The sequence below is a fragment of the uncultured Altererythrobacter sp. genome, assembly GCF_913057185.1.
In the GTDB taxonomy this organism is placed as follows: Bacteria; Pseudomonadota; Alphaproteobacteria; order Sphingomonadales; family Sphingomonadaceae; genus Erythrobacter; species Erythrobacter rubellus.
In genome coordinates this window covers 63,397-90,360 of record NZ_CAJXNK010000001.1, presented here as the reverse complement: position 1 = coordinate 90,360, position 26,964 = coordinate 63,397, and the positions used below count along the sequence as shown (strand labels likewise).

Sequence of the window (26,964 nt, the reverse complement as noted above, 5' to 3'; positions counted from 1 at the left end):
GATCACCCAACGTGATCGGATCTGAATTATCTATAGTGTTCGAAAACGGCGATTCACTGCCGGAAAGGCGCGCACATAGTCCTGCCCTTGCGAATCGTCAACCTATTCTGGGGGAGTGATAGCTTACTTTTGGCACTTGGCGCAGAACCATGTGCTGCGTCCGCCTTGAGCAAAGCGGCGGATGATGCCGCCATCCTGGCGGCGGCAAGGGTCGCCATCGCGTCCATAAACATCAAAGCGGGTCGCAAAATAGCCCAGCTCTCCGTCAGGCGCGGCATAATCGCGAAGGGTTGAGCCGCCATCCCGGATCGATTGCGTGAGCACTTCCTTGATATGCGGTACAAGCCGGTCAAGCTGGGGCCTGGTCACTTTGCCACCAGCTTTGCGCGGATGGATGCCAGCGCGCCACAGCGCTTCGCACACATATATATTGCCGAGCCCCGCAACGATCCGTTGATCTAGCAGGCAAAGCTTGATGGCTTGCTTGCGGTCCTTGAGTGCGTTCTTGAGGTATGCAGGATCAAGATCCTCGCCCAGCGGTTCTGGCCCCAGGGCGGCAAACGGCGCCCATTCGCTCAGCGCATTGGTCGCGATCAGATCAACCGAACCAAAACGGCGCGGATCGCACAGTGCGAAATGATGGCCGCCTGATTCCATGATCAGGTGGTCATGCTTGTCGGGCTCTGCCGGATCAATCCGCCACCGGCCACTCATGCCAAGATGGAATACCATCGTCTGGTCACGGTCTGTATGGATCAGGCCATATTTCGCTCGGCGTGACAGGCCGGTTACGGTTGCGCCCGTCATGACCTGAACCAGCGAGTCCGGAAATGGTCGACGCAAGTTTGGCCGATTGAGTACCAGGCGATCAATCCTTGCACCATCTAGGAACCGGGCAAGCCCGCGAACCGTTGTCTCTACTTCTGGAAGTTCAGGCATGTTTGTTTGTGTAACCTATGTGCCTAAAGAGATCAGGCTCTCAAATCAGAAATGCCCCATAACACCCTTTGCCATGCTCGCAATTCATCCTAAGGCGCCCCGCTATGACTGATAAGGTTTCTTTCGGCTACGAAGATGTCGATCCGCAAGAGAAGACGCAGCGTGTTGGCGCGGTCTTTTCCAATGTCGCGCGTAAATATGACATAATGAATGATGCCATGTCGGGCGGCATGCACCGGGTCTGGAAAGACAGGTTCGTTCGCCGGGTAAAACCGCAGCCGGGCGAAGCCATTTTGGACATGGCCGGCGGCACTGGCGACATCGCCTTTCGCATGGCGGCACGCGGTGCCGAGGTTGTGGTGGCTGATATCAATCAGGACATGCTCGACGTTGGTATCGAACGCGCGATGGAACGCGGAATCGATGGCCTGTCATGGTCGTGCCAGAATGCAGAGACGCTCAGCTATCCATCGGGCCAGTTCGATGCTTACACAATCGTTTTCGGTATCCGGAATGTGACTCACATAGATAAGGCTCTGGCTGAGGCGCACCGCGTGCTGCGGCCCGGCGGCCGTTTTTACTGCATGGAATTCGGCACGACTGATTGGCCGGGCTTCAAAGAGATCTATGATTTGTATTCGCACCAGATTATGCCCAAGCTGGGCAAAGCGATTGCGAATGATGAAGACAGCTATCGCTATCTGGCCGAGTCAATTCGCCGTTTCCCGCTCGCGCATGAGTTCGAAGCGATGATCAAGGATGCAGGTTTCCGCAACACGCGGGTCGAAAAAATACTCGGGGGCGCTGTGAACAACCATTCGGGCTGGAAAGTGTAAGGGTGACAAGACCCTCAACCCACATCTGGCGCATACTCAAGTGGGGGCGCAAGCTGGCAAAGCATGGCGCTTTGCGCGGGATCGAATCCGATCCGAACGCGCCCGTGCAGGTCAAGCGATTGGTTCGGCTTGCGCGTCTTGGCACATTCCAGCCTGCGACGCCTGACTATGCAACCGCGTTCAAGGCTATCGGGCCTGCGGCGATCAAGCTGGGGCAAACACTGGCGACACGGCCCGATCTGGTGGGCGAAGAAGCCGCACACAATCTACTCGGATTGCAGGACGATTTGCCGCCGGTAGTTTTCAGCGAGATTGAAGCGTCGATCGCGGCAACTTTTGAAAAGCCGCTGAGCGAGCTGTTTCAGGAAATCGACCCCAAGCCCGTCGGTGCCGCGTCCATCGCGCAGGTTCACCGCGCAGTGACAAGCGACGGCCGCAAGGTTGCATTGAAGGTGTTGCGCCCCGGCATTCGCGAACAGTTCGCGCGGGATATAGAGACCTATGAATGGGCCGCAGCGCATTTGGAAGCGTTGGGCAGCGACGAAGCCCGCCGGCTGCGTCCGCAGCTTACCATCGCCAATTTCAAACGCTGGACCAATCGCGAGCTTGATCTGCGGCGTGAAGCTGCGTCCGCTTCCGAGCTTGCGGAGAATATGAAAGGCTTTGCGGGCTACCGTGTCCCGGAAATCGACTGGGATCGCACCAATGGCCGGGTGATGACAGTCGAATGGATCGACGGCACAAAGATCAGCAAAGTCGAGGAACTGAAGGCCAAGGGCCATGACATGGACGAGCTGGCGAACCGGCTGGTTCTGGCGTTCCTTACCCAGGCGATCAGCGGCGGCTATTTCCATGCAGACATGCATCAGGGCAATCTGTTCGTCGAAGATGACGGCACGATTGCCGCGATTGACTTTGGCATCATGGGAAGGATCGATCGGCGTGCGCGGATGTGGCTGGCGGAGATCCTGTACGGGCTGACCACGGGCAATTATCGCCGCGTGGCGGAAATCCATTTCGAAGCGCAATATGTGCCGAGCTATCACTCGGTTGACGAATTCGCGACCGCGCTGCGCGCGGTGGGTGAGCCGATGCGCGGCAAGCCAGTGAAGGAACTGAGCGTCGGGCAAATGCTCGATGGCTTGTTTGCGATCACCCGCGACTTTGACATGCAGACCCAGCCGCATCTGCTGCTGCTGCAAAAGACCATGGTGATGGTTGAGGGGATTGCGACTCAGCTCAATCCCGAAATCAACATGTGGGACACTTCAGCGCCTTATGTACGCAATTGGGTGCGCGATGAGCTAGGGCCGGAAGCGGCCCTGGCCGACGCCGTGAAAGAGAATTTCTCGACCTTGCTCAAGCTGCCTGATTTGCTGCGCCGGGTGGATGAGAAATTCCCCGCCAAGGGCGGTGCGCCAGAAGCGCCCCCGCTCCCGGAAATCGAGCTGATCGTCGGGCCGACTGCGCCCAAGCGGCGCGGCTGGCTGGGCTATGTCGCCGCAGCTGCCGCCGGAGCAGGCGTTTTTTACGGCGCGACGATGCTTGGCTGGATTGCTTAAGCGTCCTCGTCAGGTACCAGAGCGGTGTGCGGCAGCATCCGGCTACCCAACAGGGCCAGGATCACAGTTACCGATTCAACGATGATGGGCAGAAACCAGCCATCATGCGGGCCATCGACTGTCAAAGTGTAGAGCCGCCCGAAGATGGCGATGCCCATAAGAGCAGCCGATACCAGCAATGGATCGCCTTTGCGGGCCCATGCGCCCCAGATCAGGCACCCGCCAGCCACAACGAAGAACGCGGTCATATCCGCACGAACGGAAGCGAATCCCAGCACGCCTTTTGGCGCAATTCCGAAATCCGCGCCTGAGCCAACCGGGTCGAGCAGAAATCCGATCCCCATCAGCACGAAGAACAATCCACCAACAAACAGCAAAGCCCGTAAAACCAACGCCATGTCGTCTCTCCCCAGAAACTGTTTGGCTTTAGTTAGCTGGTTGTTAGGAAAGCGCTAGGCAAAACTTAATCACTCTGCTGCAAGGGTTGGCTGGGCTTTGCTGCGCGGCTAGGCTCGAAACGGCTTATGCGAAACAGGGAGCTTTTGGTCACTATGCGTCTTTCGCTGCTGACTGCAATCAGGGGGAACTCTTGAGCGGCACTGGACCGAAGATTTTGCTCGTGGTGGGCGGCGGTATCGCTGCCTACAAGTCATGCGAGCTTGTTCGTCTGATCCGCAAGGGCGGGGGCGATGTCACTTGCGTTTTGACGCAAGGCGGACAGCAATTCGTGACGCCTATGGCGCTGGCTGCATTGAGCGAGAACGAAGTCCACACCACGCTTTGGGACCTCAAGAACGAAGCCGAGATGGGGCATATCCAGCTCAGCCGCGAAGCTGATCTGGTTGTGGTTTGCCCCGCGACGGCCGATCTGATGGCGAAAATGGCCGCAGGGATCGCGGATGATCTGGCGACAACGCTGATCCTTGCGACTGACAAGCCGGTGATGATCGCACCTGCGATGAATGTCCGCATGTGGGAACACGAAGCGACCCAGCGCAATCTGCAATGGTTGCAGCAGGCGGGCGTCAAAGTGCTGCACCCGGATGAAGGTGCAATGGCTTGCGGCGAATTTGGCTATGGCCGTTTGCCCGAGCCGGAAGTTATCTGGAGCGAGATCGCCGGCCACTTCGGTATTGAAGTCGAAGTGCCAGAGAAAGCCGAACCAGTGGCTCTCGAAGCTGCGGTTGAAGAAGAGATTCTCGAGGAAGAGGCGGAAGCCGAGGTCGAAGCAATCGAGCCTGAAGTTGCCCCGAGAGGCGGCGGATTGGGCGGACTGCTGGCGTCGATTATCCCGCGCTCCACCGCAAAACGCACCGCCGACCAGATCGAAGTTGAATATCTGGAAGAGCAGGAAGCTGCTGCTGCCGCTTCTGCCGAAGAGGAAGCCGTCGGCGAATGTGAAGCTGAGCAAGAGGTTCCGGCTGATCCCGTCGCTGACGCTGGACCATTGCTAGCGTCAAAGGGTGCGGCCAGCTCCGCCCCGCCAACCGATCCGGCTGCAATCAATCATACCGTCAAGACCGGTGCCGGCGATGCCGAACCCGAATCCATCGATGGCGACGAGTTTGACGGCGTACCGGCCATGCCGGCAGATATCGAAGTGGCTGAAGAAGATGCGCTCGGCGGCGGTGCCTTCAAGGTCAAGAAGGGGCATCAGCCGCTCAAGGGCAAGCATATGCTGATCACGGCCGGCCCGACTTGGGAGGCGATCGATCCGGTGCGCTACATCGCGAACCGTTCTTCGGGCAAACAAGGCTTTGCCATCGCGGCTGCCGCAGCGGCGCTGGGCGCGAAGGTAACGTTGGTTGCCGGCCCGGTCTCTCTACGAACGCCTGACGGTGTTGATCGTGTGGATGTCGAAAGCGCAGTCCAGATGTCAGATGCCGTAAAGAATGCGCTGCCCGCGGACATCGCTGTTATGGTGGCCGCTGTCGCAGACTGGCGTCCCAAAGAATATCGCGGTGAGAAGATGAAGAAGCGCGGCTCTGCACCGCCAGCTCTCGTCCTCGAAGAGAACCCAGATATTCTGACCAATGTCGCGGCAGGCGAAAACCGGCCGAAACTGGTGGTTGGCTTTGCTGCCGAGACCGAAGATGTTCTCGACAATGCGAAGCGCAAGCGCAAGCGCAAGGCTGCTGACTGGATTGTCGCTAACGACGTTTCAGGCGATGTGATGGGTGGTGACATGAACCGCGTCCAGATCATCAGCGAAGACGGCGTCGATACGCTGGAAGAAATGCCCAAGATGGACATTGCGATGGCTCTGGTCGAGAAAATGGCCGAAACGCTACAGGGTGAAAAAGAAGATGCCTGATCCCGTCAACGTCCAGGTGAAACGTTTGCCGCATGGCAATGGCTTGGACTTGCCGCGCTACGCCACCGAAGGCGCGGCGGGTATGGATGTAGTTTCGGCAGAGACTGTAACATTGCAGCCCGGTGCACGGCATGCTGTCGCGACAGGCCTTGCGCTGGCCATCCCGCAAGGGTTTGAAATTCAGGTCCGTCCACGGTCAGGGTTGGCGCTCAAACACGGGATAACCGTTCCCAATACTCCGGGCACGATCGACAGCGATTATCGCGGCGAGCTGAAAGTTATCATGATCAATCACGGCACTGAGCCGTTTCCGATCGAGCGTGGTGACCGGATTGCGCAGCTGGTTCTTGCACCGGTGACTCAAGCCGGGTGGGATGAAGTTGCCGAGCTTGACGATACGGCGCGGGGTGCGGGCGGCTTTGGCTCAACCGGCGGCGCTGCCAAACTCTAGTGAAATTAAAAGGGCGGCGCCTTTCGGCACCGCCCCAATCAAACTCCGTGCAAGGGTAATCTAGTTATTGACCTGACGAACCTTGGTTTCTTCCGGCTTGATCGTGATGCGCAAGGTTTCGCCTGAATTTCCGGGGAAGTTAGTGAACATTGCCTCAATCAGATTGGGCACCAGATGCTGCAAGCGGTTCGATGTAGAAACGGCCTGCGCCTTGCCTTCGAACAGACGCTCGTCAGTTTCAGCCCGGTCAATCTTCATGTCGATACCGCTGGTGTAAACGGTGTAGCTGCGTACTTCCGGTCCACCGAACCATGGATCGTAAAAGCCATAACCCCACGCGCCGCGGAATCGACTGCGATAGTAGCGCGAACCATAATAACCCCGATACCACGGGTCCCAAAACGGATCGGGGAACCCAGTGTCGGTAGTCCGCACTTTTTCGCGGCCATTATCGACGCCGTAGTCGAACCGCACCAGCAAGCTGGCGTTGTCTGGTTCGGCTTGCGCATAGCCAAGACGCTCCATCTGTGCCTCGACGAGGTCGGCATAGAGCGCGAATTCAAGTCCGCCCGCCAGCGCCGGATCGTCGGCCACAACGGCGAAGGTTTCACCCTGGGGTGCTGGCAATTTGGACTGGAAGCGCGACACATCGGCCTTGAAGCCCGGCGATGCACACGCCGCGAGGCCTGCCAGCAGCAAGGGTATAGCAGCGAGTTTGAAAGTCCGCGAGCGAACTGATTTGAATGCGGTCATGGTTGCAACTCCAAATTATTCATGCGCCCAAAACACGCGGGAGCCGGCACGGTCGCTAAAAAAGCAGGCTGTCATCGATAGCGTGTTTTGTAAAGGAGACGGGCTGAACGAGGATTTAACGATCGCCAGCTTTAACTAAGCCTGAGAATCAGCCCCTTACTAGGCCCAGAGCTTTGTAGGTTGCATCCAATGTTGGCGCTCCCAGTGCGCGAGCGCGGGCCGCACCCCGTGCGAGAATCGCATCCAAGGCTTCACGATCGTCCTTCAGTTCAACAAATCGCGCCGAAATTGGACGGAGCGTTTCGACCAACAATTCGCCCAGAGCTGGCTTGAATACGCCAAAACCCTGCCCGCCGAATTCTGCCAACACGCCATCCGTGCTCTTGCCCGCCAGTGCCCCGTAGATACCGACGAGATTCGATGCCTCGGCGCGTTCTTCCAGCCCTTTGGCCTCACTTGGCAAGGGCTCGGGATCGGTCTTCGCTTTCTTGATCTTCTTCATGATCTCGTCAGCATCGTCGGCCAGATTGATCCGGCTCATCTCAGACGGGTCAGACTTGCTCATTTTTGCCCCGCCATCGCGCAGGCTCATGATCCGCGCGGCTTCGGGCGGAATGATCGGATCTGGCAGAGTAAACACGGGCGCGTCTTCCGAAGCGAAATCATTGTTGAACTTTTGTGCGATGTCGCGCGCCAACTCCAGATGCTGCTTTTGGTCTTCGCCCACCGGTACATGCGTCGCTTGGTATAGTAGTACGTCAGCCGCCTGCAGAACGGGGTAAGTAAACAGCGCAATCGATGCGCCTTCGCGGTTCTTGCCCGATTTATCCTTGAATTGCGTCATGCGGTTTAGCCAGCCCATGCGAGCAGTGCCGTTGAGCAGCCATTGCAGCTCTGCGTGTGCGGGTACCTGTGCTTGATTGAACAGGATCGCCTTGTCAGGATCTACGCCGCAAGCGACCAGTGTTGCCACTAGTTCCAGAGTCGATGCATGCAGCTCTGCAGGGTTATGCGGCATCGACAGAGCATGAAGATCAGCAATAAAGATCAGGCATTCGCCGCCAGCTGCAAGCGCGTCATCCTGAAACTTCACATAATTGCGGATGGCGCCAAGGTAATTGCCTAGGTGAGGCTTGCCTGTGGGTTGAATGCCGGAAACGACGCGCATTTGAGATTCTCTATCGTGTAATTAGGTTTGGCGGCGCATTAGGCGCTGGAGGGTTGCCTTGTCGAGTACGCCGAGCATGATCGCTGCAATCGCATAGGTGAACATGCCTGTGCCAATAATTGCGACAAGTCCAGTTGCTTGCTGGCTGAAAGTGCCGACAAACCATGGCTCGATCTGCGTCATCAGCCACCGCAGCGCCGCGCCCATTGCTCCGGCCGCGATGGCAATGCGCAGAATGCGGCCAAAGATCCGGCGCGGCATACGGTAGAAACCGCGAACGTGCAAAATTCCGGCCAGTAGCGCAATGTTGGTCCATGCGCCCACAGCTCCAGCTATCGCCAGTCCGACCACGCCGAGGCCGATCACGAAGATAAAGTAGTAATTCAACGCCGCGGTGACAGCCAGGCTGATCGCAGCGGTGAAAACCGGGGTGCGGGTATCCTTGCGGGCAAAGAAATTTGGCGTGAGCACTTTGACCAGCACATAGGCGGGAAGACCGATCACAAGTCCGGATACAACCATGCCGGTGATACCGGCGTCTTCCTGAGTAAACGCCTGACCAGCCATGAATACGCGTACAAAGGCAGTGCCGTTAAAGAACAGGGCAACTGCGCAAGGAAGCGTCAGTAGCATGGATAGCTCGATCGCATTGGACTGTAACCGCGCAGCATCCTCATCCTGCTCGCGACCCAGAAAGCGGGAAAGCGCGGGCAAGATGGCTGTGCCCAGTGCTATGCCGATAATGCCAAGCGGCAACTGGTTCCAGCGGTCCGCCATTTGCAGATGGGTGTAGCTGCCGACCGGCAGGCTGGAGAGGAAGAACAGATCGATTACGCGGCTGATCTGATATACGCCTGCCCCAAAGATCGCGGGCAGCGCCAGAATGCCTAGCTCCTTCACGCCGGATGTCAGCCTCGGCGCAACCAAAGACAGCCTGAAGCCGGCGCGGCACATGAATGCCCACAGCCAGACAACTTGCAACAGACCGGAAAGCGAGACCGCGATTGCCATCCATTGCGCGGTTTCGCGGCGTGCCTCCAGGCCTTCGCCCAATGTCAGGCCATAGGTCAGGGCGGCTATCAGGCAGATATTGAGCAAGATCGGCGCAGCGGCAGCGGCCGCAAAACGGGACAAGGAATTCAGGATAGCCGCGATCAAAGTCGCAATGCTCATGAGCAACAGATACGGGAATGTGACGCGCGCCATCAGGACAGCGATCTCGAGATTGCCTTCCTGTTCGGTTAGCCCATCAGTGACGAAGTATTCGACAACCCACGGCATCACGATCAGCGCAATTGCGCCGAAAACGATCAGGATCGGCAGAAGCACAGCGAGCACGCTCTCCGCAAAGGCCCGGGCCTCGCTGATGTCCTCGTCATCTTTCATGCGGCGGTTGAACAGCGGCACGAAAGCGCTCGCGAATGCGCCTTCTGCAAACAATCGCCGGAAGATATTGGGCAGCATGAATGCCAGCTGCCAGGCGTCGCCCATCGCTGTCGCACCCAGAACGCGCGCGATCAGGATATCACGCACAAAGCCGAACACGCGGCTAACCGCTGTTAGCCCGCCGATCGTCCCAACATTTTTGAGCAAGCTCATTGCGCTAAAGCATCCTTCCCGTCAGCCGCCCTTTTGTCGAAGCGGCTGACCAGAAGCAATAGTGCGCGCCGCGTGCTTACGCGTTGCCTTCAGGCGCGGCAGGAGTTGCATCGCCCGCTGCCCCTTCCTGAGCACGCTTGGCTTGCAGCTGCTGGACATAGAGGCCGTTGAAATCGATCGGATCCATCATCAACGGTTGGAAGCCGGCTTCGCGAACCGCATCTGCAATCACTGCGCGCGCAAACGGGAACAACAGCCGCGGAGCTTCCGCAAACATGAAAGCGTGTGCCTGTTCCTCGGGCACATTGCGAATGCCAACCAGGCCGCAATAAACCAGCTCGACAAGGTACGAATTGCCCTGTGATGTCTTGGCTGTGACGTTCACTTTGAGCTCAACTTCGGTCACTTCGTCGCTGACCTTGTTGGCACCAATGTTGAACTGCAGATCGATCTGCGGCTTTTCGGTCCATTGGAAAGATGCAGGTGCGTTCGGGTTCTCGACAGACAGATCCTTCACATATTGCGTGATGATCCCGGCGGTCGGCAGGTTGTCTGCGCCATTACCGCCAGCAGCTGGATTGGGGTTGTCGAGGTCTGTCAGGATGTCGCCTTCGTCGGCCATGTTGAATGCTCTTTCGCGTCAAATTTTTCAAGAATTGGGTCGTATTTGCCGCGCTTTCAGCGGCCTTGCGCGCCGCCTAGCACTCCAATTGCTGGCCCGCAACCGGCCTGACTATCGATACATGCATGCAATGCCGCGCCAAAAAGGAACGTTCTGCATGCTTCCAGCGTTGTGAATTTCAATGGAAAGCCCTATCTAACGGGTGAGGGGCGTATAAGGTCGAGTTATTCGCTTGCCAAAAGACTGGATAGATCAAGTGATTGTCGAAATTGTCATTCTTGCCATGATTGCCGCCTTCTTGGGGCTGCGGCTCTATTCTGTGTTGGGCGAGCGCGCCGAACACGAGGAAGAATCAGTGCCGCATCGCTTTGATGCGAATGACGATGATCGCCCGTCACAGGTTGCCCCCAAGTCCGGATCTCAGCCGGTTGCGCCGATTCGCCCTCAACCACGTCTGAATGGCATGATTCCCGCGGTTGAACGTGGCATACGCGATATTTCCGCAGCTGACCCAAGCTTTGACATCACCATGTTTCTGGAAGGTGCCAAAGGCGCTTACCGGATGGTGCTTGACGCATTCTGGAAGGGTGATCTCGCAACACTGAAAGAGCTGTGTGATGATGACGTGTACGCCGGGTTCGCCGCTGCGATTGATGCGCGCGAAGCAGCTGGTCACACGCTCGACAACAAGCTGATCCGGATCGAAGAGGACAAGATCCATTCGGCAACGCTTGATGGAAGCATGGCACGTGTCGCAGTACTATTTGTGGCGGATATCGCGGCTGTCACGCGTGACAAAGACGGCAATGTTATCTCTGGCTCGCTTGATGATGCCGTCGAAAGCCGTGACGTCTGGACATTCTCGCGCAATATTTCCTCGAGCGGACCGGACTGGTTGCTGGATGAGACCGACGAAGGCTGAGCCGCGCCGATGGCAATCCGCGTCAGCGATATTGTGTGTGCTCGCGCTGGCGAGCTGTGCACGGATAATGCCTGCACCGCAGCCACCAATCGAAAATGCTGCCGCACTCGGCGTGGCAATCGGCCCTGCCCTTGCGGAGTTGCGAATTGCGCAGGAAGATGCCTCGGCAGCTCTCGCCAGTTTTATCGAATCGTGCCCTAAACTTCTCGCGCGTGATGACCAGAGCGGGCTGACACAGCGCGCCGACTGGCAAGATGCCTGCGATGCCGCGCCCGCATGGTCCGCAACAGACCCGCTTGGCTTTTTCTACTCATATCTCACGCCAGTCCGTGTCGGTGATAGTGCAGCCTTCGCCACCGGCTATTTCGAACCGGCAATCGCAGGATGCCGGGTGCGCCAATCTGGGTGCGAGACACCGGTTTACGCAATGCCTCCGGATTTGGTTCGTGCCTGGCCGGATGAGGTGCCCGAATCCGAGCGCGAGGGGCAGCCGCCACTTGGCAGAATCGCAGCCGATGGCAGATTTGTACCCTATTACGAACGGGCAGAAATCGAAGCGGGGGCATTGGTAGGGCGAGGGTTGGAAATCGCCTATGCGTCCGACCCTATCGAGCTGTTTTTCCTGCAAATCCAGGGCTCCGGTAAAATTATCGCGCCAGATGGAGAGACTATCCGCATCGGTTATGCGGGGCAGAACGGGCGCGAATATGTCAGCATCGGTGGCGTGATGCGCGAGCGTGAGCTTTTCGGAGATGAACCCGGGAAATATGCGCCTTCGATGCAAGGGATCGTCCAATATCTGCGCGAAAATCTGGAAGATGGCGCCGCGTTGATGCGGCTCAACAAGAGCTGGGTGTTCTCTCGCGAATTGATCGGCGAGGGCCCTTTGGGTGCGTTGGAGGTGCCGGTGCGCCGCGAAAGCTCGGTGGCGGTTGATCCCCGGTTTGTGCCGCTTGGCGCGCCTGTCTGGCTCGATCTGGACCGTAATGAGGCAGACGGGCTGTGGATCGCGCAGGACACAGGCGGCGCGATCAAGGGCGCCAACCGGTTCGACACATTTTGGGGCGCGGGCGAAGACGCCGGCGAAATCGCTGGTGGAATGAGCGGGCGTGGCCAAGCCTTGGTACTGGTGCCGAAAGCTTCGGCCGAACGGCTAAATCTAGCGAACGCAGAATGAGCATTCCGCGCGGTCTAAGTGCCGAGGAAGCGGCCGCATGGGCTAAACTGGCGTCCAGCGTCACACCCCTGGAGGGGCGCAAATTGCCGCAAGTTCAACCAGGCACTTCGCACAAAGCGGCACAAACCGTGGCGCAGCGAAAGCCTATACCGCTTCCTTCGCGGCGCCCCGCAATACCGGCTAGCAATAGTTCCCGTCCTGTGCGAGCGCACGATCAAGGCGGGCTCGATGGGCATTGGGACCGCAAGCTGAAGGCTGGAGAGATTGCGCCAGATTTCACTCTCGATCTACATGGCCACAATCTCGACAGCGCGCATGCGCGGCTGATGGACGGGATGGCGCAAGCAAGAGCAATGGGGGCGAGAGTCGTGCTTCTAATCGCGGGGCGTGCGCGCCCGGTTGATCCGGCTGATCGCCAGCACCGCAGAGGCGCGATCAGGGCGAAGCTGCTCGATTGGCTCGCGGCGAGCGAGCATGGCGATGCCATTGCGGCGGTCCGCAAAGCGCATATCCGCCACGGTGGAGCGGGTGCAATCTATCTCGTACTCAGACGTGGGCGTTAGGGATAATGTTGCGCAGCCCCAGAAGTACTGCGCCCATCAAGACAAAAAATGCGCTTAAGCCAGTCATATTGATCAGCATCTGCCCCCATCCAAGCGATGGGAGGTCGAGGAAGAAATAGGCGTAGAATCCGGTGTTTGCGCCGTAGATCAGAGCGAAAGCGGAATAGAGGATCGGGAACACCATCACCCATGGCAATGATCGCCAGGTCAGGTGCGCGCGATCTGAAAACACCGTCCACCAAAGAATAAATGCAGCGGGAATGATCGTGTGAAAGTTTAGGTTGGTCCACCAATCAAGCTCAACCGGATGATGGTCTGCGGCGAGAAGTACGTGATACACCAGCGCGACGATCGTGAGCGCAGTTGCCAGTGCTAAGGTAACACGCTGACTGATCGGCCTGCCTGCGGCAATCCACAACATCACCACGCCGCCCGCGAAATTGCTCCATATGGTGAAGAAACGGAACAGCAGCGCAAAGTTCTCCAAGGGGGAGGTACCCGGCTCGGTGTTGATGGTGGTTTGCAACGTGATGGTGGCAAGTGCGCCGATGCCGATGATGCCCGCACAAATCCGCGAGATCGAAGAGAGCTTTTGGTCCATTGGTGCGCTTTAGCGGCAAGTCTCGGCCTTGCAAGGCACCCAAAAGAAAACCCCCGGCCGAAACGACCGGGGGTTAACTGCGACCCTGAAAGCTTGGGCTCTCCAGAGTTGGTTCTATCCGCGCTTATGCATGGTACTTTGCATGGCTGATGTCGAAGCGATCGGCATCCATGACCTTCGTCCAGGCTGCTACGAAGTCACGCACCAGGCGTTCTTCACCACCGGCTTCGGCATAGGTCTCGCCCACGGCGCGAAGCTGTGAGTTTGAACCGAAGATCAGGTCTGCGCGGGTGGCGCGGAACTTCTCATTGCCGGTTGCACGGTCACTACCGATGTAAAGTTCCTCGTCAGTATCGGCAGCCGCCCACTTGGTCGACATGTCATACAGATTGACGAAGAAATCATTCGATAGCGTTCCTGCACGGTCTGTCAGGACACCATGTCCGGTGTTGCCGCTAACGGCGCCCAGCGCACGCAAGCCACCAACCAGAGCGGTCATTTCCGGGATCGAAAGCCCCAGAAGGTGAGCCTTGTCGATCAACAGGTCTTCGGTCTTCACGCTGGCCTTGTTGCGCAGATAGTTGCGGAACCCGTCTGCAAACGGCTCCAGCGGGGCGAAGCTTTCAGCGTCGGTTTGTTCGGCCGTAGCATCGCCACGACCGGTCGTGACATCGACCGAAACATCGTGGCCGCCATCCTTGGCTGCTTTCTCGACCGCTGCTGCACCGGCCAGCACGATAGCATCCGCCATCGAAAGATTGCCGCGCAGCTCTTCCAGCTTGGACAGAACCTTGCCGAGTTCATCCGGGTCATTTGCTGCCCAGCCTGCCTGCGGAGCAAGGCGTACACGCGCGCCATTGGCGCCGCCGCGGTGGTCCGAATTGCGATAGGTCGAGGCCGAAGCCCATGCCGCCTTGACCAGCTCGCTGACGGTCAGACCGCTATCCAGAACAGCCGACTTAAACGCCGCAACATCAGCGTCTGAAGGCGTGGTGCCAGCCGGAACCGGATCCTGCCAGATAAGCTCCTCCGACGGCACTTCAGGGCCGAGGTAACGAAACTTTGGACCCATGTCGCGGTGGCACAGCTTGAACCATGCCCGCGCGAATGCATCATCGAGCTGTTCGGGATGCTCAAGGAAACGCTTGGCAATCTTGGCATACTCAGGATCGCGCTTCAGCTGCATGTCAGCTGTTGTCATGATGGTCGGAACCTTCTTCGAAGGATCGCGAGCATCGGGTGCCATGTCTTCCGGATCAGGATTGATCGGCGTCCACTGGTTGGCACCAGCCGGGCTCTGCGTTAGCTCGTAGTCATACTTGAACAGCAGGCGCAGATAATCGTGGCTCCATTTGGTCGGATTGTTGGACCATGCGCCTTCGATGCCCGACGTAGTGATACTGCCCGCATCGATTTCTGCCTGATCGGTCAACCAACCGAATGCCTGTTTCTCAAGCGATTCACCTTCGGGTGCACCGCTGAAAGTGTCAGAGGGCTTGGCACCATGCGCCTTGCCAAAGGCGTGTCCGCCAGCGGTCAGGGCGACCGTTTCCTCGTCGTTCATGGCCATCCGAGCAAAGGTCTCGCGCAGGTCACGCGCGGCACCTGCATCGTCGTGCGGGTTGCCACCGGGCCCTTCGGGATTGACGTAAATCAGGCCCATCTGGATGGCAGCCAGCGGGTTCTCCAACGCGCGGCCATCGTCAGGAGTGATACGGGTTTCAGCACCGGTATCGACCCACAGTTCCTCTGTGCCCCAATAGACTGTTTCCGGCTCGAATACGTCCTTACGTCCGCCGCCGAAGCCGAACACAGGGCCACCCATGCTTTCAATTGCGACATTGCCGGCAAGGATGAACAGGTCAGCCCAGCTGATGTTCTTGCCGTATTTTTGCTTGATCGGCCAAAGCAGGCGGCGTGCCTTGTCGAGGTTACCATTATCTGGCCAGCTGTTGAGCGGTGCAAAGCGCTGCTGCCCGCTGCCACCGCCACCGCGGCCATCACCGGTGCGATAAGTGCCGGCGGCATGCCAGGTCATGCGAATGAAAAACGGGCCATAGTGACCATAATCGGCGGGCCACCAATCCTTGCTGTCTGTCATCAAGGCTGTAAGGTCAGCTTTCAGCGCATCATAATCGATCGCATTGAACGCTTCGCAATAGTCGAAATCCTCGCCCATCGGGTCCGCATTGCGGCCACCCTGCGTCAGAATTTCCGTGTTGGCTGTCTCTGGCCACCAATCCTTGTTGGTACGGCCCAGCAGAGGGCGTGTGCCTTGCTCTGCGTGGAAGGGGCAACCGTTCAATTCACCGGTCTTCGCGTCCATAATGTGCTCTCCTATAGGGGTGTCTGAATTCCTGCGCTGGCGCGACTCGCATCGCAGCCACTGCTTACACAGCGTGTATAGCAAACGGATCGATCCCGGCGAAGCGAGATGATCCGATAAGTTTGAGTGAATAAATCAATCAATAGCGGTTTGATTGACTGAATCGATTACGCGGGAGCCCATGGCAACCCCATCTTAAGAATGACGAGCAACCACCCGTTACAACACTTCGGCTACGTTTCATGCCGTATTGATCAACAAGCCATTGGGGTTTTCGATGTCGAAAGTTAGTTTGGGCACTTTGCTGGCCGCAGTCGCGCTTGTTGTGCTGGCTGTTGTGTTTGACGTGCCGTTTATGCGCGGCGGCAGCGGGGTGATCCTGCTGGTCGGGCTGATCTATGCATATACTGCTCATCTATGCATATACTGTCGCCAAGCGCGAAGTAGAGCTGCTGCAATATGCGGTGAATCATCACGATGATGAAGATGCGGACGAAGATGTGCTCGTTCTGGTTGAGCAGGCGTAAACCTCAATAACCTAACCGCATTGCGCATTATGCAGCAGTTTGTGATCGGCCAGCACCAGCGCCATCATCGCTTCCACTACGGGTGTCCCGCGGATGCCCACGCAGGGGTCATGCCGTCCCTTGGTTCGGATCTGCGTTGCTTCGCCATCCGATGTAATCGTATCGACCGGGGTTAGGATCGAGCTGGTTGGCTTGAATGCGACGCGGCATACAACCGGTTGTCCGGTCGAGATACCGCCTGCCGTACCGCCTGAGTGGTTGGCGGCAAATTCAGGGCCATTCTCGCCAGGCCGCATCGCATCGGCATTTTCCTCGCCGGTTAGTCGAGCAGAATCGAAGCCGTCGCCGATCTCTACTCCTTTGGTGGCGTTGATCGTCATCATCGCCGCTGCCAGATCGCTGTCGAGTTTGGCATAGACAGGCGCACCCCATCCGGCGGGCACACCTTCGGCCACGCATTCGACCACCGCGCCAAGTGACGAACCCGCCTTGCGCGCGGCGTCGATTTTCTCTTCCCAGCGTTTTGCGGCCTCTGCATCGGGGCAGAAAAACGGGTTGTTGCCGATTTCGGCAAAGTCGATGTTGTCGCGGTCGATTTTGTCGCCGCCGAGCTCGCACACAAAGCCTGTGATCTTGACTTCCGGAATGATCAGACGCGCGACTGCGCCTGCCGCTACCCGCGCCGCAGTTTCGCGCGCGCTGGATCGACCGCCGCCGCGATAGTCGCGAATGCCGTACTTCGCGTCATAGCTGTAATCCGCATGACCCGGACGGTAACTCTTGGCGATTTCTGAATAGTCCTTGCTGCGTTGATCGGTGTTTTCGATCATCAGCGAAATTGGTGTGCCGGTGGTCTGGCCTTCGAATACGCCGGACAGGATGCGGACAAGATCCGCTTCCTTGCGTTGCGTGGTAAAGCGGTTTTGCCCCGGCTTCCTCGCATCCATGAACGGCTGGACATCTTCTTCAGACAGCGTGATGCGCGGCGGGCAGCCGTCCAGTACCGCGCCCAATGCAGGCCCATGGCTCTCACCCCAGGTGGTAAAGCGCAAAACGCGTCCGAATGTGTTCCAGCTCATGGGGTTCCTAATGTCGCAAGAGTGGGCAAGTGTCCATAATCTCTGGACCAAGCATTTGTTTGCGGGCAAGAACAAAAGGCGACAAACAGCAAAGCGGTAGCGCAGAAGGAAACGCATGATCGCGAAACTGTCAGGCAGGCTGGACGAAATAGGCGATGATTGGGCGATCGTCGATGTCCAAGGCGTCGGCTATCTGGTCCATTGCAGTACCAAGACGCTTGCCGCGCTGGGTGAAGTGGGTGAAGCATGCACCGTCCACACCGATCTGCAGGTTAGCGAGAATGATATGCGCCTGCTCGGCTTTGCCGAAAGTGCAGAGCGCGATTGGTTTAGGCTGCTTACTCAGGTTCAGGGCGTGGGAAGCAAGGTGGCGCTCGCAATCCTTTCTGCGCTGTCGACCGGTGAAGTGCGTGATGCCTGCGCGGGCGGTGACGCTGCGATGGTGGCGCGCGCGAATGGTGTGGGGCCGAAACTGGCCGGCCGCATCGTCAACGAGCTGAAGGACAAGGCTGGCGCGCTTCCGGGCGGAGGCATGGCTGGTGTGGCTGGTGTTGCCGTGCCCATGGGCGGCGCGAGCGCTGACGCGGTTTCCGCGCTCGAGAACCTTGGCTTCAAACCCGCGATAGCCGCGCAGGCTGTCGCCCGCGCGCAAGCCGAATTAGGCGAAGATGCACCGGAATCCGATCTGATCCGCGTGGCGCTAAAACGGGCGGCGGGATAGGAGAGCGTATGACTTTGAGAACAGGAATTCTGGTTAGTTTGGCGCTGATGACATCGCCACTGTCAGCCCAAGACCTGTCCGCATTCACCACCGGACCGGTGTTTGAGGAATACGGCCCCAATGCGCAGGTCGATGCGGATTTCGATATCCCTGAAGGCGCAGAGTTCAAGGTAGCGTTCGATGTTGCCGCGAGGGCGGAGACGGGCAAACTCAACCGTACGCTGGAGAGCGCCGCGCGCTTCATCAATATGCATGTCCGCGCGGGCGTGCCGCTAGAGAACATCGAGGTTGCGGTTGTCGTGCATGGTAAAGCGTCGGAAAACCTGCTCGGCGCAGAAGAATACGCCAATCGCCGCGAAGGTGCGGAAAATGCCAATGTCGCGCTGATCAAGGCGCTGACTGACACTGGCATGCGCGTAATCCTGTGCGGGCAGTCCGCTGCAGCCTACGGCATTTCGAACGACATGCTCGCGCCAGGCGTGGAAATGGCGCTGTCGGCCATGACTGCGCATGCGTTGCTCCAGCAAGATGGTTACACGATGAACCCGTTCTGAGATGACTGATCCTGTCCCTCTTCACACGCCCGAGCGGCAAGTTGACGATCCCGATGCGGCGCTGCGTCCTAAGAGTTTGCGCGAATTCATCGGGCAGGAAGGAGCACGCGAGAATCTGAAAGTCTTCATAGAGTCCGCGAAATCGCGCGGCGAAGCGATGGACCACACGCTGTTCTTCGGCCCGCCCGGGCTGGGCAAGACCACTTTGGCGCAAATCGTCGCAAATGAACTGGGCGTGGGTTTCCGCGCCACGTCAGGCCCGGTAATCGCCAAGGCGGGCGATCTCGCCGCGCTGCTCACCAATCTTGAGCCGCATGACGTGCTTTTCATCGACGAAATCCATCGGCTTAATCCAGTTGTTGAAGAAGTGCTCTATCCTGCGATGGAGGACCGCGCGCTTGACCTCATCATTGGTGAAGGGCCGGCTGCCAGGAGCGTGCGGATCGATCTGCCGCCGTTCACGCTGATCGGCGCAACTACGCGGCAGGGCCTACTGACCACGCCTTTGCGTGACCGCTTCGGCATTCCGGTGCGGCTGAACTTCTACACGCATGATGAGCTGGACCTTGTAGTAAGCCGTGCCGCGCGCCTGCTTGGGCTTGATATCGATCCGCAAGGCGCGCGCGAGATTGCGCGCCGTTCGCGCGGCACGCCTCGTGTGGCCGGGCGCTTGCTCCGCCGGGTACGGGACTTTGCCCATGTTGCGGGGCAGGGGACTGTTACGAAGCCGATTGCCGACGATGCGCTGACCCGGCTGGAGATTGATCGCCTTGGCCTCGATGCGATGGACCGCAAATATCTCGCCATGATCGCGACCACCTATAAGGGCGGCCCAGTAGGGGTGGGCGCGCTGTCAGCGGGGCTGGGCGAGCCGCGCGATACCGTAGAGGATGTGATCGAGCCCTATCTGATCCAGCTGGGTCTGCTCGCGCGCACGGAGCGTGGCCGCGCACTCAATGATGCCGGGTGGCAGCATCTGGAAATGGAACCGCCAGCCACCGGGGGCGGCGGGCAGCCAGAATTTTTTGAAGAGGGTTAGGCCAGCTTAGTTACCAGCCTGCCGGATACCAGCGCCTTTGGCCTGGAATTCAGCAGTCGAAACCCGACCCTTGCGTGCAAGCTCGTCCCATTCTGCCTGCGTTCCACAGATGCGTTTGGTAAACTTCGAACCAATGAGCTGTGTCCGTCGGCAGATGACCGTGTTCTCCTCTGTAGCGGGTTCAGCTTCGGGCTCCGGTGCAGCCTCTTCAATCTGCGTTACCTCAGTTTCTTGTTCGGGTTCGCTTGCTGCCTGAGCTTGCAAAGAAAACAAGAGGGCTGCGGAAGCTAGAAGAGATGTAAGCACAAGAAATACTCCAGTTGATTTGTTTACAGCGAGGTCGGCTAGCTTATCATGAAATGTTGCGACAGGACCAATCTACGAACTGCATCGCTGGCCGACATGTCGCTTTCGTTAACGATCGGGCGACACGAGTCCCGCCGTGGGACAGCGTATTGCATCCAGCAGCGAATTGACAAGTTTTTCGCCGCAAGTCCTTTCCAAGACTGGTTAATCAGATTGTTTCGAATCACAAAACGGGGCCACAAGGTTCTCAAGCGATGAGGCGCCTGGTCTTATCGTCACGGTGGCTACGGCTCTTGGTTTTGGGGGCTGAGCCGTAGCCACCAGTACCCGATTGGTGCTGCTGCAAGTATTGGGACCCGTGCAAGTGGCAGTTCCGGATGCGATTGGCGACTTAGTCTCCTGCCGTGCATCGAAAGAGTGAACTTCAAATGTAAAGGGGTAGCGCTTGCAACCGGGGCGCTACCCCTCTTTTTGTGGCCGACAGAAGCCTAATCGCCTGTTGGTATTTCCAATTCGAGCCCGGCATCCTGCCAAGCAAGTACGCCGCCTTTCAGGTGACGGACCTTTGTTCCCCATTTAGCGGCGAGCATGTCTGCAGCCCGCTTTGACCGGCCGCTAGAGCGGCAATAGAGGATCGTCTCACGCGTTGCGTCCCGCGGAATGGCAGCGGCATCAAAGGTTTGCACTGGCGCATTAAGTGCGCTCGCAATCCGGCCACCTTCGTATTCATCAGGTGTACGAACATCGATCAGCACCACTTGGCCGCTGGCAATCAAAGCTGCGAGCTCGGACGCTGGCAGAGTTTCGACTTGTGCAACTGATCGCCTTGGCGCGCCGGCCACTATGCGATCACCGCTATTGTCGACGATCATGCAGCCTGAAAGAGGCAGCATGGCGGTGGCCACTAGCCCAAGAGGTGTGAACCGCATCTTAGGACGCCAGCTTGCGCAGAACATAATGGAGGATACCGCCGTTCAGGTAGTATTCCAATTCGTTCGCCGTATCGATGCGGCTGCGGGCGGTGAAGCTGAAGCTGGTGCCATCTGCGCGGGTTACTTCAACTTCGACGTCCTGCTGCGGGGCAAGCCCAGCAAGGCCCTTGATGCTGAATGTGTCATCCGCCGTCAGGCCCAGCGTCTCGCGGGTATCGCCATCCTTGAACTGCAGCGGCAGCACACCCATGCCTACCAGGTTCGAGCGGTGAATACGCTCAAAGCTTTCGACGATCACTGCGCGGACACCCAGCAGGATGGTGCCCTTTGCCGCCCAGTCGCGCGAAGAGCCTGTGCCGTATTCCTTGCCGCCAATCACAACCAGCGGTGTGCCGTCGGCCTTGTGCTTCATTGCGGCGTCATAGATCGCCATCTGTTCGCCGTTGTAAGTAGTGTAGCCACCTTCAACACTCGGAACCATTTCGTTCTTGATGCGGATATTGGCGAAGGTGCCGCGCATCATCACTTCATGGTTGCCGCGGCGCGAGCCGTAGGAGTTGAAGTCCGCCTTCGCGACCTGATTGCTCATCAGATATTCGCCTGCCGGGCTGTCCTGTTTGATCGAGCCAGCGGGCGAAATGTGGTCGGTGGTCACCGAGTCACCCAGGATCGCGAGCGGTTTTGCGTCAGTGATGTCTGTGATCGGGGCAGGCGTCATCTCCATGCTTTCAAAGTAAGGCGGGTTCGCAACATAAGTGCTGCCCGGACGCCACTGGTAAGTGTCGGAAGCTTCCACCTGGATTGCCTGCCAATGCTCATCGCCCTTGTAGACGTCGGCATAGCGGCGCTCGAACATACCACGGTCAATATTTGCCACGCGGTGCTCGTAGACTTCCTTGTTGGACGGCCACAAGTCAGCGAGCATTACGTCATTGCCGTCCTGATCCTGACCGATCGGGGTAGTGGTGATGTCTTCCGTTACAGTGCCCTTCAGCGCGTAGGCCACAACCAGCGGCGGCGATGCGAGGAAGTTGGCGCGCACATCAGGTGACACGCGGCCTTCGAAGTTGCGGTTGCCCGACAGGACTGAAGCCGCAACGATGTCATTGCCGTTGATTGCCTTGCTGATTGGCGGTGCGAGCGGGCCAGAGTTGCCGATGCAGGTGGTGCAGCCATAGCCCACCAGATCGAAACCGATCGCATCGAGATCAGCCTGCAGGCCCGACTTCACGAGATAATCCGTCACGACCTGCGACCCTGGTGCAAGCGAAGTCTTGACCCAAGGCTTTGGCTTCAAACCCTTTTCGACCGCCTTCTTGGCGACCAGACCGGCGGCGATCAGCACGTCCGGGTTGGACGTGTTGGTGCAGCTGGTGATTGCCGCGATCACAACATCGCCGTCGCCGATATCGTGATCTTTCCCCTCTACCGCGACACGCGCAGGCGCAGACTTGCTGTAAACCTTCTGCAAGTCGCCATTGAACAACTCGTCCACTTCGGAAAGGATGACCTTGTCCTGTGGACGCTTCGGCCCTGCCAGCGACGGGACGACCGATGACATGTCGAGCTCTAGCGTGTTCGAGAATACCGGCACATTGTCCGGCTCGAACCACATGCCTTGTTCCTTCGAATAGGCTTCGACTAGCGCAATCTGTTCTTCGCTGCGCCCTGTCAGACGCAGATATTCGAGCGTTTTGTCATCGACGCCAAAAAAGCCGCAGGTCGCGCCATATTCAGGCGCCATGTTTGCGATGGTTGCACGGTCTGCGAGCGAAAGGTTCGAAACGCCCGGGCCGTAGAATTCTACGAAACGCCCTACCACGCCAACTTCGCGCAGCATCTGCACACAGGTCAGCACCAGATCGGTTGCAGTAATGCCTTCAGCCATCGCGCCGGTGAGCTTGAAGCCGACAACTTCCGGGATCAGCATGGAAACCGGCTGACCCAGCATGGCTGCTTCGGCTTCGATGCCGCCCACACCCCAGCCCAGCACGCCAAGGCCGTTGATCATGGTGGTGTGGCTGTCAGTGCCGACACAGGTGTCAGGGTATGCGATAGTTGCGCCGTCCTGATCCTGGCTTGACCACACGCCCTTGCCGATGTGTTCCAGATTCACCTGGTGGCAAATGCCCGTTCCGGGAGGAACCGCACTGAAGTTCTGGAAGCTTTTTGAGCCCCATTTCAGAAAGTCATAGCGCTCTGCATTGCGCTGATACTCAAGCTCGACGTTCTTCTCGAAAGCCTTGGGGTGGCCAAATTCGTCCACCATGACCGAGTGGTCGATTACGAGATTCACGGGAACCTGCGGGTTGATCTTGGCAGTATCACCGCCAAGCTTGGCAATCGCGTCACGCATTGCTGCCAGGTCAACCACGCATGGAACGCCGGTAAAGTCCTGCAACAGCACGCGCGCAGGGCGATACTGGATCTCACTGCCGGTAACCGGGTTCTTCTGCCAGTCAGCGATCGCCTGAATATCGTCCGTGCCAACAGTGAAGCCACCATCTTCAAAGCGCAGCATGTTCTCAAGCAGCACTTTCATCGAAATCGGCAGTTTCGAGACATCGCCAATCGTCTGTGATGCCTTGGTAAACGAGTAATAGGCATATTCCTTACCGCCGACATTGAGTGTTGAGCGGGTTCCGAGGGTGTCCTTGCCGACCTGGGTCATTGGAGAAGTGTGTCCTTTCGTGATTTCGCGTGCCACCAGCAAGGGTATGCGGGGCACCGCATTTGCTGCGGCACCTGCTCCCTCACGCGCGCGAGGTCAAGAGGGTGAGAGTCAGATCGCCGCCTGTTCGGGCGGTAGCAGCTGTTTTTTGCGCCTAGCCACTAACAGGCACCCCGCAACGATCAGAATAGCGCCCGCAACAGTAGTGGCAGTTACCCGTTCAGCAAAGAAGACCCATCCGAACAGTGCTGCCCACAAGAATCCCGAATATTCCATCGGCATCAATACCTGGGCTTCGGCGCGCGCATAGGCCCAGGTCAGCGCAAATGCGCCTGCTACGGTCAACCCAGCCGAGATTGCAATGTCGCGCAGTGCGGCTGGTTCTGGCAGCGTAAAAAACCACGGCGCGAATACCAGCAGGACAAGGCAGGCCACGCCGCTATGAAAGGTGGTGGCCTCTGCCGGGCTTGAGACCAGCGCTTGTTTGCGAATGATGATGAAGTTCACTGCATAGAGCATGGCAGAAAAGAATATCGCCCCAAGACCGAGCAGCGTTTCAGTCTGGTATTCCGCTTCTCCCAATCGCCCGCTGACAATCACAACTGTCCCGGCCAGGCCAAGAATCGACGCAAGGATCGATTCCTTGCGTATCACTTCGCCGAGCCAGACAGCGGCAAGATAAAGCGCTATCAAAGGCGCGACGAATGAAATGGCAATGGCTTCTGCAAGCGGCAATTTGGTTATCGCATAGAAGAAGCTTAGCGCCATAAAGCCGGACACTGTGCCCCGCAGAAAATGCAGTTTTAGAACAGGCTGCGAAGGCCAACGCCCTCCGGAACCGAGCCAGATCGGCGCGATAATCGCCGTACCCATGGCCGAGCGAAGAACTGACGCGCTATAGGCGCCTGCGGCAAGGGCCGCCACTTTCATGAAGGCGTCCATCAAGGCGAGAAGCCCGACCCCTAGCAATGCAGCCGCAATTGGAAGCAAGATGCTGTGCCGTCCGCCCATTCGGCGGGCATAGCGGCGACCCGCTAGCGCGTCATCTCAATTAATCAATTCAGCCATGCGAAAGGCGCAATTGATAGTGAGAGACAAGTGAATTATATTGGATCCAAGGCATTGCGTGGCGCGAAGCTGTTACACGGGACTGAACAAAGAATGCGAGCTAAATCAGGTAAATGGTTGGTCAGCGCGGCTATGGTCGCGCTCGCGGTGCATGCGCCAGCGCTTGCGCAGGACGCCGAACTGGATGACCCACTGACGCAGGCTGAAACGCTTCCTGAAGCCGAAGCGGAACGTGAACCCGCACCGCGCAATATGGAAGAGGCATTCCCGCGGATGTTCTCTGACCCGATCGTGCAGGGCGAATACGGCGGTGAAGTTGTCCCACTCACGCAGGAATGGACGCCTGCGCAGGCATCAGCGCTCGCTCTTGTCATTCGTGATATCGGCAGAGAAGGTCTCGACCCGGCCGATTACCGTCTTATAGAACTTATGACCGAGATCGGCCGCGGCGCGTCAGACCGGCTTAGCGAAATTGCAAGCGAAGCCTTCGTCTGGTTGGTTGAAGACCTACGTGATGGGCGCACACCAATGGAGGCGCGCAAGCAATGGTTCGTGATTGACCCTGATCGCGACGTGTATCGCAGCGGAGAATTGATGCGGACGGCGCTGGAAAGCAGCGATATTGCCGGTGCGTTTGAACAGATCAAACCAACGCACCCGGACTACACACGGTTGCGAGATGCCTTGGCGAACACTCCGGAAGAGGATGCGCAAACCCGCAAATTGATCCGCGCCAATATGGATCGCTGGCGCTGGCTCGGGCGCGACTTGGGCAATCAATATCTGATAACCAATGTGCCTGAGTATCAACTTCGGCTGACAGTGCGTGACAAGACCATAAGCAGTTATCGAACCATTGTCGGCAAACCCGGACGCACCGCCACACCGCAACTTGCGGAGACTGTTGAAGGTGTCGTCTTCAACCCGACCTGGACGGTTCCACAATCGATTGTTGTGGGTGAAGGACTAGGCGACAAAGTTCTCAACAATCCTGCGTGGGCTCGTTCGCAAGGCTACACACGTGCGCAATACGATGGCTGGGTCAGCGTGGTCCAGCAGCCAGGACCGACGAATTCGCTGGGACGGATGAAGCTGCACATGCCCAATGAGCATGCGATTTTTCTGCATGACACACCGTCGCGCCATCTGTTCGCAAACGATATGCGGGCCCTAAGTCATGGGTGTATCCGCACTGAGCGCGCGCTGGAACTGGCCATCACAATGGCGATTTTGGGGCGTGGTGTAACAAAAGAAGAGGCGGTCGAAATTGCTACTTCGGGCAAGTATACGTTAGTGCCGATCGAGCGCCGACTACCTGTCTACATCACCTATTTCACCATGGCCACGGATATTAATGGCGAGCTGGAAACCTTTGAGGACATTTATGATCGTGACGGACCTGTTCTCGCGAGCCTAGAGATGCCGCGCAGAGCTGATCGTGCGCGCCACACCGATGAAGAGGTGATTGTAATCGAGGATGACCTGCAGGACGCGCCCTAAGTTCTAGAACGTTCCCGTCGCATATCGCTGCACCAGGGTTGGTCTGTCCGGCCGCAAGGGCTCGATGTTGACTGGATGGCGTGTGCCATCGTCTTCCAGACCTAGGCTGTCCGCGAAGAGCAATCTGCCGCCTGACAAGTTGGTGAGCGCGATCCGGAATTGTTCTTCACCCAAGGCAAAACAACCATTTGAGCGCCCCAGACGGCCCCACTGCTCGATATGCGACGGCTCGGCATATTTGGCGCGGTGCATCACGATATAGCGGCTGAGCGCGGCATCATTGGTCGGATCGAGGCCGCCCAACCGCACCGATGTGCCGAAGCGTCCCTGATACCATTCCCACGTCACATAAGCGCCGCGGCTGGTCGCGTTGGAACCTTCGACATTGGAATAGTTGTTGAGCCAGCCGTCATGTTCCGGATCGGAGCCGGTACCGTGGCTGACGTGAAAGCTTTGCACTTCTTCGCGTTCCAGATTGACGAAGTGGAAGCGGCGCTTGGCCGAGTGCAGGCCAAAGTCCGCGATGCCCACTATGTCGCGTTTCCAGATCGCCTCGCCGGCACGGTCAAGTTCAGCTCTGGCCAGTTCGATCAGAGCTCTGTTACGCACAGAGCCTTTCTGCACCTGCGCAAAAACGCGCGCGGGCGCGGCCAATGCCGCGCTGCTTGCCAATCCGCCAATCAAAAGATCACGCCGTTTCATCGTTGTGGCAGTATACCGCAAAAGCGTACCAA

The 26,964-nt window shown here is 58.1% G+C and carries 26 protein-coding genes; 12 read left to right on the top strand and 14 right to left on the bottom strand.

The genetic code is table 11. The features are described 5' to 3' along the window. Positions 1–123: 123 nt before the first annotated feature. A complete protein-coding gene (gene mutM / locus QZ487_RS00470) occupies positions 124–939 on the bottom strand; it encodes a bifunctional DNA-formamidopyrimidine glycosylase/DNA-(apurinic or apyrimidinic site) lyase (protein ID WP_296022866.1) in 816 nt (271 codons plus the stop codon). A 104-nt stretch (positions 940–1,043) separates the two neighbouring features. Between mutM and QZ487_RS00465 the strand changes: the two genes are divergently transcribed. Further along, the gene (locus QZ487_RS00465; RefSeq protein ID WP_285975845.1) at positions 1,044–1,775 is read left to right on the top strand and encodes a class I SAM-dependent methyltransferase; all 732 of its coding nucleotides are present in this window, start codon (positions 1,044–1,046) and stop codon (positions 1,773–1,775) included. Positions 1,776–1,777: 2 nt separating this feature from the next. After that, positions 1,778–3,337, top strand: coding sequence for a 2-polyprenylphenol 6-hydroxylase (gene ubiB / locus QZ487_RS00460; RefSeq protein WP_285975844.1), 1,560 nt, complete (start codon positions 1,778–1,780; stop codon positions 3,335–3,337). On the opposite strand, the gene QZ487_RS00455 is transcribed toward ubiB, so the two are convergent. Continuing rightward, the gene (locus QZ487_RS00455; RefSeq protein WP_296022865.1) at positions 3,334–3,735 is read right to left on the bottom strand and encodes a DUF4345 family protein; all 402 of its coding nucleotides are present in this window, start codon (positions 3,733–3,735) and stop codon (positions 3,334–3,336) included. The genes ubiB and QZ487_RS00455 overlap by 4 nt on opposite strands. A gap of 191 nt (positions 3,736–3,926) precedes the next feature. On the opposite strand from QZ487_RS00455, the gene QZ487_RS00450 reads away from it, so the two are divergent. Together QZ487_RS00450 and dut are read left to right on the top strand one after the other, a co-directional pair. Then, positions 3,927–5,651, top strand: coding sequence for a phosphopantothenate--cysteine ligase family flavoprotein (locus QZ487_RS00450; RefSeq protein ID WP_296022863.1), 1,725 nt, complete (start codon positions 3,927–3,929; stop codon positions 5,649–5,651). Beyond that, positions 5,644–6,102: a dUTP diphosphatase gene (gene dut, locus QZ487_RS00445; RefSeq protein ID WP_285977021.1), complete on the top strand. Its 459-nt coding sequence runs from the start codon at positions 5,644–5,646 to the stop codon at positions 6,100–6,102. The genes QZ487_RS00450 and dut overlap by 8 nt, the downstream gene beginning before the upstream one ends. Before the next feature lie 60 nt (positions 6,103–6,162). Here the strand turns inward: dut and QZ487_RS00440 are convergent, their stop codons facing one another. The 4 genes from QZ487_RS00440 to secB form a co-directional block, all read right to left on the bottom strand. Further along, positions 6,163–6,855 carry a DUF4136 domain-containing protein gene (locus QZ487_RS00440; RefSeq protein ID WP_296022860.1) on the bottom strand — a complete coding sequence of 231 codons (693 nt, stop codon included), beginning with the start codon at positions 6,853–6,855 and terminating at the stop codon, positions 6,163–6,165. 148 nt (positions 6,856–7,003) lie between these two features. Further along, complete coding sequence (gene trpS, locus QZ487_RS00435; RefSeq protein WP_285975840.1) at positions 7,004–8,023, bottom strand: tryptophan--tRNA ligase; 1,020 nt, start codon at positions 8,021–8,023, stop codon at positions 7,004–7,006. Between the two features lie 21 nt (positions 8,024–8,044). Next, positions 8,045–9,622, bottom strand: coding sequence for a murein biosynthesis integral membrane protein MurJ (murJ, locus tag QZ487_RS00430; protein ID WP_296022858.1), 1,578 nt, complete (start codon positions 9,620–9,622; stop codon positions 8,045–8,047). Between the two features lie 76 nt (positions 9,623–9,698). Beyond that, complete coding sequence (secB, locus tag QZ487_RS00425; RefSeq protein ID WP_285975838.1) at positions 9,699–10,244, bottom strand: protein-export chaperone SecB; 546 nt, start codon at positions 10,242–10,244, stop codon at positions 9,699–9,701. Positions 10,245–10,500: 256 nt separating this feature from the next. On the opposite strand from secB, the gene QZ487_RS00420 reads away from it, so the two are divergent. The 3 genes from QZ487_RS00420 to QZ487_RS11445 all read left to right on the top strand — a co-directional run bounded on the left by QZ487_RS00420 (position 10,501) and on the right by QZ487_RS11445 (position 12,906). Continuing rightward, positions 10,501–11,166 carry a Tim44/TimA family putative adaptor protein gene (locus tag QZ487_RS00420; protein ID WP_285975837.1) on the top strand — a complete coding sequence of 222 codons (666 nt, stop codon included), beginning with the start codon at positions 10,501–10,503 and terminating at the stop codon, positions 11,164–11,166. Between the two features lie 67 nt (positions 11,167–11,233). Further along, positions 11,234–12,343 (top strand): murein transglycosylase A, encoded by a 1,110-nt coding sequence (locus QZ487_RS00415; protein ID WP_285975836.1) that lies wholly within the window; start codon positions 11,234–11,236, stop codon positions 12,341–12,343. A 200-nt stretch (positions 12,344–12,543) separates the two neighbouring features. Beyond that, complete coding sequence (locus QZ487_RS11445) at positions 12,544–12,906, top strand: Smr/MutS family protein (protein ID WP_349665845.1); 363 nt, start codon at positions 12,544–12,546, stop codon at positions 12,904–12,906. Here the strand turns inward: QZ487_RS11445 and QZ487_RS00405 are convergent. Both QZ487_RS00405 and katG read right to left on the bottom strand, forming a co-directional pair. After that, positions 12,890–13,507, bottom strand: a complete 618-nt coding sequence (locus QZ487_RS00405; RefSeq protein ID WP_296022857.1) for a Pr6Pr family membrane protein — start codon at positions 13,505–13,507, stop codon at positions 12,890–12,892. The two genes, QZ487_RS11445 and QZ487_RS00405, sit on opposite strands and share 17 nt — an antisense overlap. Before the next feature lie 124 nt (positions 13,508–13,631). Continuing rightward, complete coding sequence (gene katG, locus QZ487_RS00400; RefSeq protein ID WP_285975833.1) at positions 13,632–15,833, bottom strand: catalase/peroxidase HPI; 2,202 nt, start codon at positions 15,831–15,833, stop codon at positions 13,632–13,634. Between the two features lie 398 nt (positions 15,834–16,231). Here katG and QZ487_RS00395 point away from each other — a divergent pair, with 398 nt between their 5' ends. Further along, positions 16,232–16,360 carry a hypothetical protein gene (locus QZ487_RS00395; protein ID WP_285975832.1) on the top strand — a complete coding sequence of 43 codons (129 nt, stop codon included), beginning with the start codon at positions 16,232–16,234 and terminating at the stop codon, positions 16,358–16,360. 11 nt (positions 16,361–16,371) lie between these two features. Here QZ487_RS00395 and aroC read toward each other — a convergent pair whose 3' ends face one another. Beyond that, positions 16,372–17,439 (bottom strand): chorismate synthase, encoded by a 1,068-nt coding sequence (gene aroC / locus QZ487_RS00390; RefSeq protein ID WP_296022855.1) that lies wholly within the window; start codon positions 17,437–17,439, stop codon positions 16,372–16,374. Positions 17,440–17,554: 115 nt separating this feature from the next. Between aroC and ruvA the strand changes: the two genes are divergently transcribed. From ruvA to ruvB, 3 genes are read left to right on the top strand one after another with little or no spacing between them, the layout of a single operon-like run. Continuing rightward, positions 17,555–18,160 carry a Holliday junction branch migration protein RuvA gene (gene ruvA, locus QZ487_RS00385; protein ID WP_285975830.1) on the top strand — a complete coding sequence of 202 codons (606 nt, stop codon included), beginning with the start codon at positions 17,555–17,557 and terminating at the stop codon, positions 18,158–18,160. Positions 18,161–18,168: 8 nt separating this feature from the next. Beyond that, positions 18,169–18,714, top strand: a complete 546-nt coding sequence (locus QZ487_RS00380; RefSeq protein ID WP_296022854.1) for a DsrE family protein — start codon at positions 18,169–18,171, stop codon at positions 18,712–18,714. Position 18,715: 1 nt separating this feature from the next. Continuing rightward, positions 18,716–19,753 (top strand): Holliday junction branch migration DNA helicase RuvB, encoded by a 1,038-nt coding sequence (gene ruvB / locus QZ487_RS00375; RefSeq protein WP_296022852.1) that lies wholly within the window; start codon positions 18,716–18,718, stop codon positions 19,751–19,753. Positions 19,754–19,759: 6 nt separating this feature from the next. Here the strand turns inward: ruvB and QZ487_RS00370 are convergent, their stop codons facing one another. The 4 genes from QZ487_RS00370 to QZ487_RS00355 form a co-directional block, all read right to left on the bottom strand. After that, positions 19,760–20,026: a hypothetical protein gene (locus QZ487_RS00370; RefSeq protein ID WP_285975827.1), complete on the bottom strand. Its 267-nt coding sequence runs from the start codon at positions 20,024–20,026 to the stop codon at positions 19,760–19,762. A gap of 521 nt (positions 20,027–20,547) precedes the next feature. Continuing rightward, positions 20,548–20,988, bottom strand: a complete 441-nt coding sequence (locus QZ487_RS00365) for a rhodanese-like domain-containing protein (RefSeq protein ID WP_296022851.1) — start codon at positions 20,986–20,988, stop codon at positions 20,548–20,550. A 1-nt stretch (position 20,989) separates the two neighbouring features. Next, complete coding sequence (gene acnA / locus QZ487_RS00360) at positions 20,990–23,662, bottom strand: aconitate hydratase AcnA (RefSeq protein WP_285975825.1); 2,673 nt, start codon at positions 23,660–23,662, stop codon at positions 20,990–20,992. Positions 23,663–23,773: 111 nt separating this feature from the next. After that, on the bottom strand, positions 23,774–24,673 hold the full coding sequence (locus QZ487_RS00355; RefSeq protein ID WP_285975824.1) for a DMT family transporter: 900 nt from the start codon (positions 24,671–24,673) through the stop codon (positions 23,774–23,776). 150 nt (positions 24,674–24,823) lie between these two features. Here QZ487_RS00355 and QZ487_RS00350 point away from each other — a divergent pair, with 150 nt between their 5' ends. Continuing rightward, positions 24,824–26,230, top strand: a complete 1,407-nt coding sequence (locus tag QZ487_RS00350) for a L,D-transpeptidase family protein (protein WP_296022849.1) — start codon at positions 24,824–24,826, stop codon at positions 26,228–26,230. 3 nt (positions 26,231–26,233) lie between these two features. Here the strand turns inward: QZ487_RS00350 and QZ487_RS00345 are convergent, their stop codons facing one another. Further along, positions 26,234–26,932, bottom strand: coding sequence for a murein L,D-transpeptidase catalytic domain-containing protein (locus QZ487_RS00345; RefSeq protein ID WP_285975822.1), 699 nt, complete (start codon positions 26,930–26,932; stop codon positions 26,234–26,236). Positions 26,933–26,964 lie beyond the last annotated feature (32 nt).

Bases quoted from the DNA above. Each gene is read 5' to 3' on its own strand.
- mutM (WP_296022866.1), bottom strand. From the start codon at position 939: ATGCCTGAACTTCCAGAAGTAGAGACAACGGTTCGCGGGCTTGCCCGG.
- QZ487_RS00465 (WP_285975845.1), top strand. From the start codon at position 1,044: ATGACTGATAAGGTTTCTTTCGGCTACGAAGATGTCGATCCGCAAGAG.
- QZ487_RS00455 (WP_296022865.1), bottom strand. From the start codon at position 3,735: ATGGCGTTGGTTTTACGGGCTTTGCTGTTTGTTGGTGGATTGTTCTTC.
- dut (WP_285977021.1), top strand. From the start codon at position 5,644: ATGCCTGATCCCGTCAACGTCCAGGTGAAACGTTTGCCGCATGGCAAT.
- QZ487_RS00440 (WP_296022860.1), bottom strand. From the start codon at position 6,855: ATGACCGCATTCAAATCAGTTCGCTCGCGGACTTTCAAACTCGCTGCT.
- trpS (WP_285975840.1), bottom strand. From the start codon at position 8,023: ATGCGCGTCGTTTCCGGCATTCAACCCACAGGCAAGCCTCACCTAGGC.
- murJ (WP_296022858.1), bottom strand. From the start codon at position 9,622: ATGAGCTTGCTCAAAAATGTTGGGACGATCGGCGGGCTAACAGCGGTT.
- secB (WP_285975838.1), bottom strand. From the start codon at position 10,244: ATGGCCGACGAAGGCGACATCCTGACAGACCTCGACAACCCCAATCCA.
- QZ487_RS00415 (WP_285975836.1), top strand. From the start codon at position 11,234: ATGCCTGCACCGCAGCCACCAATCGAAAATGCTGCCGCACTCGGCGTG.
- QZ487_RS00405 (WP_296022857.1), bottom strand. From the start codon at position 13,507: ATGGACCAAAAGCTCTCTTCGATCTCGCGGATTTGTGCGGGCATCATC.
- katG (WP_285975833.1), bottom strand. From the start codon at position 15,833: ATGGACGCGAAGACCGGTGAATTGAACGGTTGCCCCTTCCACGCAGAG.
- QZ487_RS00395 (WP_285975832.1), top strand. From the start codon at position 16,232: ATGCATATACTGCTCATCTATGCATATACTGTCGCCAAGCGCGAAGTA.
- aroC (WP_296022855.1), bottom strand. From the start codon at position 17,439: ATGAGCTGGAACACATTCGGACGCGTTTTGCGCTTTACCACCTGGGGT.
- ruvA (WP_285975830.1), top strand. From the start codon at position 17,555: ATGATCGCGAAACTGTCAGGCAGGCTGGACGAAATAGGCGATGATTGG.
- QZ487_RS00380 (WP_296022854.1), top strand. From the start codon at position 18,169: ATGACTTTGAGAACAGGAATTCTGGTTAGTTTGGCGCTGATGACATCG.
- ruvB (WP_296022852.1), top strand. From the start codon at position 18,716: ATGACTGATCCTGTCCCTCTTCACACGCCCGAGCGGCAAGTTGACGAT.
- QZ487_RS00365 (WP_296022851.1), bottom strand. From the start codon at position 20,988: ATGCGGTTCACACCTCTTGGGCTAGTGGCCACCGCCATGCTGCCTCTT.
- acnA (WP_285975825.1), bottom strand. From the start codon at position 23,662: ATGACCCAGGTCGGCAAGGACACCCTCGGAACCCGCTCAACACTCAAT.
- QZ487_RS00355 (WP_285975824.1), bottom strand. From the start codon at position 24,673: ATGGGCGGACGGCACAGCATCTTGCTTCCAATTGCGGCTGCATTGCTA.
- QZ487_RS00350 (WP_296022849.1), top strand. From the start codon at position 24,824: ATGCGAGCTAAATCAGGTAAATGGTTGGTCAGCGCGGCTATGGTCGCG.
- QZ487_RS00345 (WP_285975822.1), bottom strand. From the start codon at position 26,932: ATGAAACGGCGTGATCTTTTGATTGGCGGATTGGCAAGCAGCGCGGCA.